16 protein-coding genes are annotated in these 12806 nt (G+C 63.5%); 10 read left to right on the top strand and 6 right to left on the bottom strand.

Annotated features, from left to right (window positions below; all coding sequences use genetic code 11):
- The 6 genes from OB916_RS15755 to OB916_RS15730 all read left to right on the top strand — a co-directional run.
- Positions 1–189: hypothetical protein (locus OB916_RS15755; RefSeq protein ID WP_315910254.1), on the top strand; the 189-nt coding region annotated here is incomplete at its 5' end.
- Positions 182–919 (top strand): hypothetical protein, encoded by a 738-nt coding sequence (locus tag OB916_RS15750; protein WP_315910253.1) that lies wholly within the window; start codon positions 182–184, stop codon positions 917–919. The genes OB916_RS15755 and OB916_RS15750, both read left to right, overlap by 8 nt.
- The gene (locus OB916_RS15745) at positions 916–1674 is read left to right on the top strand and encodes an ABC transporter permease (protein ID WP_315910252.1); all 759 of its coding nucleotides are present in this window, start codon (positions 916–918) and stop codon (positions 1672–1674) included. The genes OB916_RS15750 and OB916_RS15745 overlap by 4 nt, the downstream gene beginning before the upstream one ends.
- Positions 1675–1850: 176 nt before the next feature.
- Positions 1851–2048, top strand: a complete 198-nt coding sequence (locus OB916_RS15740; protein WP_315910251.1) for a heavy-metal-associated domain-containing protein — start codon at positions 1851–1853, stop codon at positions 2046–2048.
- Positions 2049–2165: 117 nt separating this feature from the next.
- Positions 2166–4463: a heavy metal translocating P-type ATPase gene (locus OB916_RS15735; protein WP_390884098.1), complete on the top strand. Its 2298-nt coding sequence runs from the start codon at positions 2166–2168 to the stop codon at positions 4461–4463.
- Positions 4464–4624: 161 nt separating this feature from the next.
- Positions 4625–4780, top strand: coding sequence for a DUF411 domain-containing protein (locus OB916_RS15730; RefSeq protein ID WP_315910250.1), 156 nt, complete (start codon positions 4625–4627; stop codon positions 4778–4780).
- A gap of 25 nt (positions 4781–4805) precedes the next feature.
- Here OB916_RS15730 and OB916_RS15725 read toward each other — a convergent pair whose 3' ends face one another.
- The gene (locus OB916_RS15725; RefSeq protein WP_315910249.1) at positions 4806–5549 is read right to left on the bottom strand and encodes a cupredoxin domain-containing protein; all 744 of its coding nucleotides are present in this window, start codon (positions 5547–5549) and stop codon (positions 4806–4808) included.
- A 127-nt stretch (positions 5550–5676) separates the two neighbouring features.
- Between OB916_RS15725 and OB916_RS15720 the strand changes: the two genes are divergently transcribed.
- The 4 genes from OB916_RS15720 to OB916_RS15705 all read left to right on the top strand — a co-directional run bounded on the left by OB916_RS15720 (position 5677) and on the right by OB916_RS15705 (position 9261).
- Positions 5677–6027, top strand: coding sequence for an ArsR/SmtB family transcription factor (locus OB916_RS15720; protein WP_315910248.1), 351 nt, complete (start codon positions 5677–5679; stop codon positions 6025–6027).
- 2 nt (positions 6028–6029) lie between these two features.
- Complete coding sequence (locus OB916_RS15715; RefSeq protein WP_315910247.1) at positions 6030–6329, top strand: DUF7521 family protein; 300 nt, start codon at positions 6030–6032, stop codon at positions 6327–6329.
- The gene (locus OB916_RS15710) at positions 6310–6615 is read left to right on the top strand and encodes a DUF7521 family protein (protein ID WP_315910246.1); all 306 of its coding nucleotides are present in this window, start codon (positions 6310–6312) and stop codon (positions 6613–6615) included. Before OB916_RS15715 ends, OB916_RS15710 begins: the two co-directional genes overlap by 20 nt.
- 423 nt (positions 6616–7038) lie before the next feature.
- Complete coding sequence (locus tag OB916_RS15705; protein WP_315910245.1) at positions 7039–9261, top strand: beta-glucosidase family protein; 2223 nt, start codon at positions 7039–7041, stop codon at positions 9259–9261.
- Between the two features lie 288 nt (positions 9262–9549).
- Here the strand turns inward: OB916_RS15705 and OB916_RS15700 are convergent, their stop codons facing one another.
- From OB916_RS15700 to OB916_RS15680, 5 genes are all read right to left on the bottom strand, one after another.
- Positions 9550–10188 (bottom strand): DUF998 domain-containing protein, encoded by a 639-nt coding sequence (locus OB916_RS15700; protein WP_315910244.1) that lies wholly within the window; start codon positions 10186–10188, stop codon positions 9550–9552.
- 104 nt (positions 10189–10292) lie between these two features.
- Positions 10293–10556: a hypothetical protein gene (locus OB916_RS15695; protein WP_315910243.1), complete on the bottom strand. Its 264-nt coding sequence runs from the start codon at positions 10554–10556 to the stop codon at positions 10293–10295.
- Positions 10528–10950 (bottom strand): hypothetical protein, encoded by a 423-nt coding sequence (locus OB916_RS15690; protein ID WP_315910242.1) that lies wholly within the window; start codon positions 10948–10950, stop codon positions 10528–10530. Before OB916_RS15690 ends, OB916_RS15695 begins: the two co-directional genes overlap by 29 nt.
- A 294-nt stretch (positions 10951–11244) precedes the next feature.
- Positions 11245–12003, bottom strand: coding sequence for an SAM hydrolase/SAM-dependent halogenase family protein (locus OB916_RS15685; protein ID WP_315910241.1), 759 nt, complete (start codon positions 12001–12003; stop codon positions 11245–11247).
- 96 nt (positions 12004–12099) lie between these two features.
- Positions 12100–12654: a nicotinamide-nucleotide adenylyltransferase gene (locus tag OB916_RS15680; RefSeq protein WP_315910240.1), complete on the bottom strand. Its 555-nt coding sequence runs from the start codon at positions 12652–12654 to the stop codon at positions 12100–12102.
- Positions 12655–12806: the final 152 nt, after the last annotated feature.

Below are 12806 nucleotides of genomic sequence, written 5' to 3'. Positions count from 1 at the left end.
TCGAACACGCGCGTGCACGACAGAAAGTCCGTAATCGGCATCATCTGTCCTTGCTACCGCCTACGTCACGCTCCTACTTCAACGTGCAAAGCTGAGTACGAAGTTCGGGACGGGAGTGTCTACGACGTGACCGACGAAGGGGCCGAGAACGAAGGCCAGCAGTCCCGGGAGGGAATGTCCGATGCGTAGGTTCGCCGTGGGCGTTCAGTCGAACGTCCGGACGTTCCTCCGAACGCCATTGAATGTCGTGCTGGCAATCGCGCTCCCCCTGGTCGTCATCGAAGGGTGGGGGCAAGCGATGGCGGGACTGCCGTCGATGCCGACAGTCGAAGCGATCCCGATTGATCTGGGGCGGCTTCTGGGAGGGGTCTTCGGCGTCGCCATCATCGCTGGGCTCATGGGACTAGTCCAGATGATCGACGCCCGGGACGCAGACCAGCGGCTCGTCCGGACGGGCTATCCACCTCGCGTGTTGCTCGCGACGCGTCTGGCCACGCTCACGACCGTGACGGTCGTCGTCGCAGGCGTGAACTACGGCATCCTCCGGCTGACCCTCGAGCCGGACGCGCCGGTCGCCGCGTTCGGATTCCTCGCGCTCGCTGGACTCGTCTACGCATTTATCGGCGCGCTCGTGGGCGCGGTCATGCCGCGACTGTTCGAAGGGTCGCTTGTCGTGGTGTTTCTGGCGATGATGGACGCTTTCCTCAGCGGCGATAGTCCGCTGGCAGCCGACGTCCCCGACTTCGTGCAGTACTTCCCGCTGTATCACCCCAAACAACTCCTCCAGTCGGCAGTCTTCGACGGCACGTTCGCGACGGGTGACCTCCTGTTCGTCGGCGGGTACGTCCTCGTGTTGCTCGTTGCTGTGACGGTGATCTTCGGCCGGACGATGCGGACGGCAGGGGGGTGGTCGGTGTGAGCCGAACCACAACCGCGTTCTCGATCGGGCTCCGGGAGCAGACCCGCAGCTACGTCCTCCTCGCGCTTCTGGTCGTCCTCCCCTTTGCGTTCATCACGCTCGCGTTCGCAGTGACTCAGGATGTCCGGATGCCGGTCCGGACGCTGGTCGATGGCGAAGTGGCGACGGTTCCGCGGGCGATGCCGGACGTCCACGGCGTCATCATGACCCCGATCACGAGCGCGCTCATCGCGGGACTCGCCGGCCTGTTCCTGATGCGAGAAGCCAGGGGGACGGACGGCCGGCTGGCGGTCGTCGGCTACCACGCACGGCAAGTGATCGCCGCCCGGTTCGGCGTTCTCGCCACGCTGACGGTCGTCGTCACGACGGCCTCCGTCGCCGTCATGCTCGCGGACTTCTGGCCGGAGCACCTCTGGTGGTTCATGGCCGCGATGCTCGTTCTCTCGATGACCTACGGCCTCGTCGGGATGCTCGTCGGGGCTGCGGTCAACCGGTTGGCCGGGATGTGGCTCATGCTGATCCTCCCGATGCTCGACATCGGCCTCTTCCAGGACCCGCTGTTCGTCCAATCTTCGCCCGACTGGTGGATGAAACTCTTCCCCGGCTACCACCCCGTCCGGGTGATGGTCGATACCGGACTCACTTCCGGCGTCGATACGGCCGCGTCACTCGGGTGGAGTGTCGTCTATCTCGCACTCGTCGCCGCCTGCACGGTCTCCGTCTACTACCGCGAGACGCGACTCCACCGTGGGTGATTCCCTGAGATCGGGAACGCGCATACGGGGATCTCGGCGACCGCGAAAACGAGGATACGACGACGCCCCGATGAAAGATTTACTGGCCGGCTTTCAATTCGAAAGATCGCGGCTCCCGGATCTCCCGTTATCGAAGGGGAAATTCGCATAAGATATGCGAGCGTAGGTAGTGTTGTATGACGACGACACTCACCGTCGAGGGGATGTCCTGCGGGCACTGCGAGCAGACCGTCGAGGAAGCACTCTGCGACGTCAGCGGCGTGACGGACGCGAGTGCCGACCACGAGTCCGGGCAGGCGAGCGCCGCTGGCGACGCCGACGTTCCGGCACCGGCCCAGGCTGTCGAAGACGCTGGCTATACGGCGACGGCCTGACAGTGCCTGTCGAAACTGTGTGATCGACAGACAGACAGACACAGAACGCTTCGCAGTTCTTCCCCGGTCGGTCAGTGGCCGTGGGTGGATACGGCGAGCAAGACAACGAGGCAATCTATGGAAGACCACCCGGACCACGGCGAGACGACGACGCGAGAACCGAGGCGGCGTGCCCCGCCACAGACGAGCGGCCGGTGTGAGTGCTGTCGTATCTGCCAGCTCCAGACCGAGACCGAGGCCGCCACCGGAGCCGAGCACACGCATCACGAGCACGGTTCCGAGCAAGAATCACACGGTCACGGAGGCGAGCACGCACACGACCGCCACGGCCGACCCGGTGATGGCGACGGAGACGGACACGGCGAGCACGGGTCACACGACCGCGGCAGCCACAGAGGCCACGACGAACACGGTGGCCACGCGGACCACTCCGGTCACGAACAGATGTTCCGTCGCCGGTTCTGGGTGTCCCTCGTCCTCTCGGTCCCGGTTCTCTTCTTCAGCGAATTCATTCAGGAGGTCGTCGGCTACACGGCACCGACGTTCCCGGGGAGCGTCTGGATTGTACCCGTCCTCTCAGTGATCGTCTTCGCGTACGGTGGCGTGCCGTTCCTCTCGATGGCCCGGTCGGAACTGAACAATCGCGAGCCCGGGATGATGATGCTCATCTCGCTGGCGATTACCGTCGCGTTCGTCTACTCCATCGCCAGTCTGTTCCTCGAAGGGACGACCCCGTTCTTCTGGGAGCTCGTGACGCTGATCGACATCATGTTACTGGGTCACTGGATGGAGATGCGCTCGGTCCGGCAAGCCTCGGGCGCGCTCGACCAACTGGCGCAACTCATGCCCGACACCGCGGAACGTGTCACCGAGAGCGGTGATACGGAGGAAGTCCCCGTTTCCGAACTCGCCGAGGGCGACGTCGTCCTCGTCCGCCCGGGAGCGAGCGTACCGGCCGACGGCGATGTCGTCGACGGCGAGTCGAGCGTGGACGAGTCGATGATCACGGGCGAGTCCCGACCCGTCGAGAAGGAACCCGGTTCGGAGGTCGTCGCCGGTACGGTCAACCAGGATGGGAGCCTGCGCGTCGAAGTGAGTAAAACCGGCGAGGAGACGGCGCTTGCGGGCATCATGCGCCTTATCGAGGAGGCCCAGCAGTCCAAGTCCCGAACGCAGTTGCTCGCCGATCGGGCCGCCGGCTGGCTGTTTTACGTCGCGCTCGCCGTCGCCGCGGTCACGGCCATCGCGTGGGTCCTCCTGAAAGGATTCGAGGTCGTCGTCCTGGAACGGGTCGTGACGGTGCTGGTCATCGCCTGTCCCCACGCGCTCGGGCTGGCCGTCCCGCTGGTCGTCGCCATCAATACTTCGACCGCCGCCAAGAACGGGATGCTCGTCCGCGACCGGATCGCCATGGAAGAGGCCCGAAACCTCGACACCGTGATGTTCGACAAGACGGGCACGCTGACCAGGGGCGAGCAGGGCGTCGTCAGCGTGGAGACGGCCGGCGACTGGAACGAGCAGCGTGCACTCGAAGTGGCCGCCGGCGTCGAAGGCGACTCCGAACACATGATTGCCCGCGCGATCCGGGAGGCCGCCGAAGAACGTGACGTCCAGCGAGCCAGCGTCTCGGACTTCGAGAATCTCCGCGGCCTCGGCGTGAAAGCCGCCGTTTCGGGAGAGACGATTCACCTCGGTGGGCCGAACCTGCTCGAGAAACTCGGCGTTGAACGACCCGAGGAGATCACCGACTTCGCCGAGGAGGCCGGTTCGAACGCCCAGACCGTCGTCTACCTCGTCCGGGACGAGTCTGAGGTCGTCGCGGCGTTCGCGCTCGCAGACATGATCCGCGAGGAGAGCCGCCAGACGATCGACACACTCCACGAGATGGGCATCGAGGTCGCAATGTTGACCGGCGACTCCGAAGACGTCGCCCGAGCAGTCGCCGAGGACCTCGGGATCGACCAGTACTTCGCGGAAGTCCTCCCAGAGGAGAAAGACACCAAAGTCACACAACTCCAGCAGGAGGGGAAGCTGGTCGCGATGGTCGGCGACGGCGTCAACGACGCGCCCGCACTGACGCGGGCCGACGTCGGCATCGCCATCGGCAGCGGGACCGACGTCGCGATCGAATCCGGCGATATCATCCTCGTCGAGAACAACCCGCTGGACGTGGTCCGACTGATCAGACTCTCGACGGCCAGCTACCGGAAGATGCAGGAGAACCTCGTCTGGGCGAGCGGCTACAACGTCTTCGCCCTCCCGCTGGCAGCTGGCGTGCTCGCACCGCTCGGGATCCTGCTCTCACCTGCCGTCGGCGCCGTCTTCATGTCGCTCTCGACGATCATCGTCGCGATCAACGCCCGCCGGCTGGGCGGCATCGACCTCTCGATTCCCGGACGACCTGCTTCAGAATGACGCAGACACCGGTGCTCGGTGTCTCTATCACGGCCGGGTTCGCTATCCCCTTGATCGTGTACTGGACATACAGATCGGGATACCTCACTGGTGCCCAAACGCTGTTGTTCGGACTCGGGTCGGTACTGGATTCGATCTAGGAAACAACACTGCTACTGGTAGTGTCTCGGCTCACTGAGGAATCACCGTCGGTCGACGGGATCGCACTCCCAGGTATGCCGGCTGGGTCACCCGGGATGGGCGGGCAGAAACAAGAGGCGGTCACTGTTCAGACGTTTCCTGACAGTACGTCAGGTGAAGTCTTCGCGGCGTTTTGAACACCCTGTCTGTCACGCTCCTTGTTCAACTCGTGGTCGTCGTCTGACTGCTGTGGTGTTTTTCTTCCTCGTCGCCGTGCTCGGCCGTCTCCGTCTCGTGATGCTCTTGTTCCTCGTCGCCGTGCTCGGTCGTCTCTTCTTCGTGAGGTCCATCGAGAATCGAATGGCATATCTCGTTGAGTTCTTCGAGTTTGCCACGGACCTCCTCGGGCTTCTCTTCGGGAACACGCTGAAGAGCAGTCTGCTCGTCGAGATCGGGATCCCCGACGATGACAGTGGCCAGCATCCCGAAGGTTTCGTGTGGCTCACAGTAGTAGTGGTAGACGCCCTCCGTCTCGAAGGTGTGTTCGAACGTCTCGCCTTCTTCCGAGAGCATCTCGCTGTCCCAGGCGTCCGTCCCCTCAGGAACGAGCCGCGGCTGGTCGTTCCCCGGGTGGTAGGCCGTCGCGGTGTGGCTACCGCTCTCGAGCGTCCACGTGACGGTCCCACCGACATCGACCCACGTGACGTGCGGATCGAAGTGGTACTCGGTGTTGTCGCCGTTCCGGGCCGTGTTGACGAGTACTTCCCGAGTCGCTTTCGGCTCGCCGACCTGCTCGTGGCCGTGGGGGCTATCACCGTGGCCCGCGTGATCGTCGCTGTGACCCTCACCGCCGGCCGGTTCGTCGGTCGGTTGCCCGGTCGGCGCGTCACATCCCGCCAGTCCGAGGAGTGTCAGACTACCGCTCCCCTGGAGTACTCGTCGGCGCGTGAGTCGGTTCGTTTCCATGGTGGTCACCTCTCAGAGAGACGTTGGTTCCCCGTACACATAGGACGAGAAGCTGTTTTGCGCCCGACGCAAGGCTGTCGGTCGTTTAAATACCACCGCCACGTACGTCCGTGTGCGAGGAACAGCTGTGTCCACCGACGCGCCTTCGGACGACCTCCTGGCGCTCCTCGGCGAACGACGGGTGCGAGAGATACTGGCGGCCACGAGCCGCGAACCCATGTCCGCCAAGGAGCTGAGCGAAGAGTGTGACGTTGCCCTTTCGACGATCTATCGCCGCGTCGAAGACATGATCGATCAGGGTCTCCTCGTCGAACGAACCCAGATCGAGCCGGACGGCAGCCACCACAGCGTCTACGAGGCGAACGTCGATCACCTCAGCGTCGATATCGACGACGGGGCCATCGACGTCAGCGTCCACGTGCGCGAAGATGCAGCCCAGCGGTTCTCCCGCATCTGGAACGACATCAGGGAGCAGTAATCATGCACATCGAACTCGTCATCGCGAAACTCGTCACGGTCGGCCTCGGACTGATAATTGCGGTCAAAGCGTACCAGGGATACAGACACTACGGGAGTGAGCCGATGCGATACGTCGCGATCGGGTTCCTGTTTATCAGCGTCGGATCGGTCATCGAAGGGATCCTTTTCGACGTGGTCGGCTTCTCTATCTTCCTCGCGGGGACGATCCAGACCAGCCTCGTCGCCCTCGGGATGGTCGTAGTGCTATACTCGCTGTACGGGCAGTTTCCGGAGCGACCGGTTGGAGAGACAGAACGATAACCGGCGTCTGGTCCCTGACGCTGATCGGTGTACGAGCGCTGCTGCTACTTCCGGGGGTGACCACGACCGCTATCAGCTTCCGTGCGTATCGACGCGAGCACGGTACCTCCGTGACGCTACGGTCGGATTTGGCTTCATCACAGTCGGGGTCCTCGTCGAGGGGTTCCTCTACCAGCTCACCGACCTGACGCTCACGCAGGTCCACGTCGTCGAATCTGTCGTGCTTGTCTGCGCACTCGGTGTCCTCCTGCGCTCGTTCCCCAGTGACACGATCTCGCCCGTGTAGCTACTGTTCGAGACGTAGCGTCTGCACTCTCATCGGCCGTCTCAGTACCTGAAAAATTGCCGCACAGCTAGCTCATACCACTGCATTCTGCGTATCTTCCCCGGCAATGCCCATCTATAGCCGACCGCTGAAAGTGCCACGGCGGTCGCGACCCATCAGTTCCATGCTCGTTAAGAACGAACGACAGAATGTGAACAGGGCCACCTAATGCGTCCTATTCAGAAACTGTTAAGACCATCCTGGAAGAACATTCGGGGTTAATTATCGATGTGATTGATTATCCTCGTCTGGTATCTTCGACCAGAGCCACGGCAACTGGAGGTTGCGACAGGACGACTGATCACCGCTCGTGCAACTCCGTCGTGCGGCTACGGACCACCAAACACCACAACTATGACAGAAAACAGTTCGGCCGGTGAATCTGTGACGGTATTGACCAGCGACCGGGTCGAGAAACTCCTTTCTCGGCTCACGCTCGAAGAGAAGATCAGCCTTGTCCACGGTGACGTCGATCCCGACGGCATGGCAACAGGGTACGTCCCCCCGAACGACCGTCTCGGTATTCCGTCGTTTTCGATGATCGACGGTCCGCTGGGCGTCCGTGCGGGTGATGGATCTCCCTCGACGGCATTCCCGGCATCGATATCACTCGCGGCGGCCTGGGACCCGTCACTAGCACACGAAGTGGGTGAGGCGATGGCTTCCGAGGCGCGAGCTCGCGACCAGGACGTCCTGCTCGCACCCGGGTTCAACCTGATCCGGGTCCCGCAATGTGGCCGCTCCTTCGAGTACTACTCCGAGGACCCGCATCTGAACAGCCGGATCGCAGTCGGTACCGTCGACGGCATTCAGGACGGCGGTGTCGCCGCCTGTGCCAAACACTTCGCGGTGAACAACCAGGAACACGCGCGAATGGAGGACAACGCGATCGTCGACGAACGACCGCTACACGAACTGTACCTCCGGGCGTTCGAGGCGGTCGTCAAGGAGGCAGACGTGGCCTCGCTGATGGCTGCGTACAACCGCGTCAACGGAACCCACGCGACCGAGAACCGGGAGTTGCTCACTGACATCCTCAAAGAGGACTGGGGGTTCGAGGGATTCGTCGTCAGCGACTGGTGGGCGACGACCGACGGTCCGTCCGCCGCCCGTGCGGGGCTCGATCTGGACATGCCGGGCGTCACGCTCCCCGAGCTGGCTCCAGACATGAACCCGGCTTATCGGCTGATCGATACCTTCTCGCGATTCTCGTGGTTTTCGACGGACGACGCGACCAAACTGATCACCTCACTGATCGGTCTCAGACCGAGCGAATGTCGGGTCTACCGTTCCGAAAAGTTCGACGAATCCCTCCGCGAAGCGATCGAGGACGGTCGGCTCGGCGAGTCGATCCTCGACGAAAAGGTGGCCCGTATCCTCGGTCAGATGGAACGTTTCGGCGTCCTCGACGACGATATGCCCGACGGAGAGGCGAACGTGCCGGCACATCACGAACTGTCACGGCGGGTGGCCGAGCGTGGGACCGTCTTGCTCCACAACGACGATACCCTCCCGCTCGATCCGGCTACTCTCGACGATATTGCGTTGATCGGCCCCCATGCAGACGAGGCCAAGACCGGTGGTGGTGGCAGTTCCGAAGTCGCAACCGACTCGACGGTTAGCCCCCTCGACGGTATCCGATACCGGGTTGGCGAGGACGCGTCTCTCACTTTCGAAGCCGGCGTGGCACCGCTTGCAGAGATGGACGACCGGGATATCACGGTCTGGAACCTCTCGCTGTCGACAATCGCTGACAGCTACTTCGGCTCCGAAGAAGAGTCCCCGGACGTCGACATGGACGCGGCGGTCGAGGCGGCCGAGGACGCCGACGTGGCAGTCGTCGTCGTCCAGGACGCCGCGTCCGAGGACTACGACCGACCGCTGACGCTCCCGGGCCGGCAGGACGAACTGGTGTCGGCGGTCGCTGACGTGGCCGAGGAGACAGTCGTCGTGCTGAAGACCGCCGGCCCGGTCGAGATGCCCTGGCTCGATGACGTCGAGGCAGTCCTCGAGGCGTGGTATCCAGGCCAGGAAGACGGGCGTAGTCTGGCGTCAGTGTTGTTCGGTGATGCCGACCCGTCCGGTCGCCTCCCGGTCACCTTCGGTTCACGTGCCCGGGATTACCCGGCGAACACCCAGCGCCAGTATCCGGGGATCGACCGGGACGTGACCTACGAGGAGGGGATCTTCGTGGGGTACCGACACTTCGACCGTGTGGAGACCGACCCGCTGTTCCCGTTCGGGCACGGCCTGAGCTACGCCGACTTCGAGTATAGCGACGTCGCCGTCTCTCTGGACGAGTCGACAGCGACCGTCGAGGTGACAGTCGAGAACGTCAGTGATCGGGACGGCTACGAGGTGGTCCAGGTGTATCTCGGGGCTGTAGACCCGGACGTCGAACGACCACCGCGGGAACTCGCGGCTTTCGAGAGTCTCGAACTGGCAGCAGGCGAACAGCAGACAGTGTCGCTCTCCGTTGACGAACGCGCCTTCGCCTACTACGACGCTGATCAGAGCGGGTGGGTCGTCGACGCCGGTGAGTACGAGGTTGCCGTCGGTCGCTCCTCCAGAGAGATCGTCCACAGCGAAACCGTCGAACTCGAGTAGCCCGAACGGTTGGCTAGTCTCCCCTTCCGTGGTCGAGGGCATCACAGAGCGACGCGACTCGTCGACTGTCTCTCTGCGCAGGTTTATGAGCGCCACGCACAGTTCTCGCTCCGCCTGCTCACCTCTCGATTCAGTGACCAGGTCGTGCGACCATGGAGAATAGCTGTGGGCCAGAAGAATCCTGATCGGCGATCTCGGAGCGACCGCCAGGGGCTGCCGCTGCAATCGAGACTCATACGGATTATTACGTCTGTTCCGCATCGACCGCGGGGCGGTCGGGGGCCCGTATCACGCGGGCGTGTCACGGGTTCCGAGCAGGTAGCCGCCGAAGGCGACCATCCAGAGCATGACCGGGTAAACGATCATGCGCTCGGTGCCGCCGTGGCCGATCGGTCCGAAGACGGCGGTGTTGCCCCCGTCGCCGATGGCCATGACGACCACGAACGCGAGGCCGAGCAGGCCAGCGGCGATAGAAAGCGCCTGCATCGCGCCGTCGAGGCGCGTCGCCGTTCCGATCGCCTGGAGGTTGAAGAACAGGAACGCCACGAGCGCGAACAGCCCGTGGACGTCGCTGACGTTCAGCGGGAACAGCGCGGTTCCGACGGCGCCCAGGCCGGCGATCGCGTACGTCGCGAAGAGCCACCGCGTCCCGTGGTGCCGGTAGAACGCGTAGCCGCCGAGGAGGTTGAGTACCCCCACGACGAACAGCGACGCGTTGAACAGCAAGCTCGTCTCGGGGAAGACCCCGAGGTCACTGATCGCCGCCGCGTTGAAGTCGTAGTCTGGAACCATCGCTGCAGCGAGCATGATGACGGTCATGAACTGCGCCGCGAGAACGAGGAAGCACAGGCCTGCGAGCTGACGGACGTCGGTCGTCGTCTTCAGGCGGGCCACTGTCGAAGTTTTTCGGGAGAATGCGTCTGCCATATAGATTCACCGCGTCTCTAGACGCGTTCCGAGAGTGTCAATCGGTACGGCAATTCTCGGATCGAGAGAATGAGAGACCGGTTACTCGCGAGCCGATATTCCGGTCATAGCGGGGTCTCGATTTCACGATTGAGAAACACCCAGGGCCCCTCGACGTCGGCGCCGTGACCGAACAGACGGTGCCAGTCGTGTTCGTACGCACGGCGTTCGGCGTCCGGGATTCGCCCGGCGGCGCGCCTGGCGTCCTCGAACGACGCGAGCGGGGCGTCTCCGAGTCCGAGGAGCGACGCACCAGCAATCGCGACCCCCGTCCGAGCACGCCGGTCATCGCACTGTGCCTCAGGTCGCGAGCCGACGCTTGACGACATCGGTCGTCGAGTCGGCGTACTCGAACCGGAGTAACGCGAGGTGGAGAGCCGCCAGGGCAACGTTCGCAGGCCACCAGAAGCCGAGGGGAGCGATCGCGATGTTGAACGCCGCCCCCAGCGACAGTCCCCACCTGGCATAGCGTCCCGAAAAGAGCGCGAGCGCGACTGCGATCTCGAACACCGCGAGCAGCGGCAGGAGCACGCCGAGGTTCGGAACGACGAACTCGATCCACGCACTCTCGTACCACTCGAACCTGATGAAGGGCGTGATCTCCGCGTAGACCCCGTGGTTCGTCAGCCAGAACTGGAGATGTACGAGCGCGCCGCCGGCATAGACAAGCCCGAGCGCTGCCCGGCCCGCCTCGGCGATGGTCGGGACTCTGCTGTGACTCATCCCAAAACAGACGCAGCGCTATTATGTATCTGAATGACATTTCTCTCAGCGGGTGAGAACCACTGCTGTCGCGTTCGCGCTCTGATCCGGCCAGCCAGCGGCAAAAGACGAGATTGGCGTGCGCAGGAATCGGACCAGGATCGTTCGGCGACACCGAACGCGTCGTCTCCGGGGTGTTGCATCGACGCCATTGGGACGCCCGCCGCGTGGGGCACGACTCTTGGGTGAGCGAGCCGGACGCGGGACCAGGCAGTATCCATCCGCATTACAGCGGTGCGATCGCGAGGACTCCTGTCACGTCCACCGCAACCGAACCCGCGACCCCGGATGGACGGAGAACCGTTCGTCGCCCCGGTCCTGATTGACCGCGAGTTCGACGTTGCCGTGACTCCCGACAGTCACCACGCGACTGTCTTCGCCGACCTCGCCGTAGGTTCGCCGGGCCGGTGCCCAGACACCGTTGACGGTCACGTCCGAGCCGAAATGCCCCTCCAGGTACGCACCGGGGATGTTGGTGATGGCATTGCCAAAGTCGTCGACGACGAGCACCTCGCCGGTGACGCCGTCCTCGCGTTCGGTGGGCTCGGGGAAAGAGAGATCTACGAACGTCTCGGTCAGCAGAAACTGGTCGTCGCGCTCGAAGTCATCGATCCCGGCTTCGTGGACGGTCGCGGCGGCAGGCGCGAACACGTCCCGTCCGTGGAAAGTGATGCTCTCGGGGTTCTCGTAGTCGATCTCGAAGACCTCGAACGCGTCGTCGAGCTCGCGGGCGGCCGGCAGGAGGACACCGTTGTCCGGCCCGACCAGCGCGTGCTCGCCGGCGCGGATCACGATCGCCGCCCGCTCGGTGCCGACGCCCGGGTCGACGACGACGCAGTGGACTGCCGGCGGGAAGTACGGCAGGATCTCCCGAAGCCAGAACGCCGCGGCGTCGACGTCCTGGCGCGGGAACTCGTGTGAGACATCGACGATGCGGGCGTCGCTCGCCTGGAGGATGACGCCCCTCATCGCCGCCGGATACGGCGAGCCAAAGTCGGAGCTGAGCGTGATCATATTCGGCTGTACGCGCGGGTGCCACTTCAGTGGCGTCGTCGTGGCACTTCAGTGGGATCGTCGTCGCACTCGTTGACGCAGTTCGACGCACGACACCTACAGACTGTTCTCGTCGGCCTCCCACCGGTCGACGACGTCATCCTGGGCGATCGTTCGCAACCGCTGGATGCCGTTGATCTCCTCGACGACGTCGACGACGGGGTCTGGCACGCGGTCTCGCCACGGGTCGCCGTCGATCATGCTCTCGCGGATGTCAGTCCCCTCCAGCCGTTCGCGGTTGAACATCTGTGACTGGCGGACCTCGATCCCGTCTTCCTCGAACAGACGGATCACCAGCGGGTTGTTCGAGTAGACGACGTCGAAGTCCGGACACATGCTCTCGACGTGGCCGGCCCAGACGGCGTTGCGGTCGATGTCTTCGATCGGGACGACGTAGGTTACCAGGTCGTTCTCGCGCTCGAACTCCCTGACGGCCTTGGTGAGCATCATGATCCGCTCGCCCGCAGTGAACGGGTTGCGAACCGTGTGCGAGACGTCCGCGCTCCCGATCCCGAGAACGAGTTCGTCGACCTCGCTGGTGATGTGCTCGATCATCGTGTGGTGGCCGTTGTGGTACGGCTGAAAGCGGCCGATATAGAACCCGCGAGTCATGACTCTGGTGGATACCTCGGCGGCGCATTTTATAAAGCCCGCGAGTCAGCCGGGCAGTTTCTCGAATCCTTTCGTTGAGCGCCATCAGTCGAGAATATTGTCTATCTAAGCCCTCTCGCTGGATAATGTCGGAGACGGCGCGTCTGTCCGAG

The organism is Halapricum hydrolyticum (assembly GCF_025517535.1).
Lineage (GTDB): Archaea > Halobacteriota > Halobacteria > Halobacteriales > Haloarculaceae > Halapricum > Halapricum hydrolyticum.
Note: the sequence above shows the minus strand (reverse complement) of the source record. Positions and strands in the feature narration are given on the sequence as shown.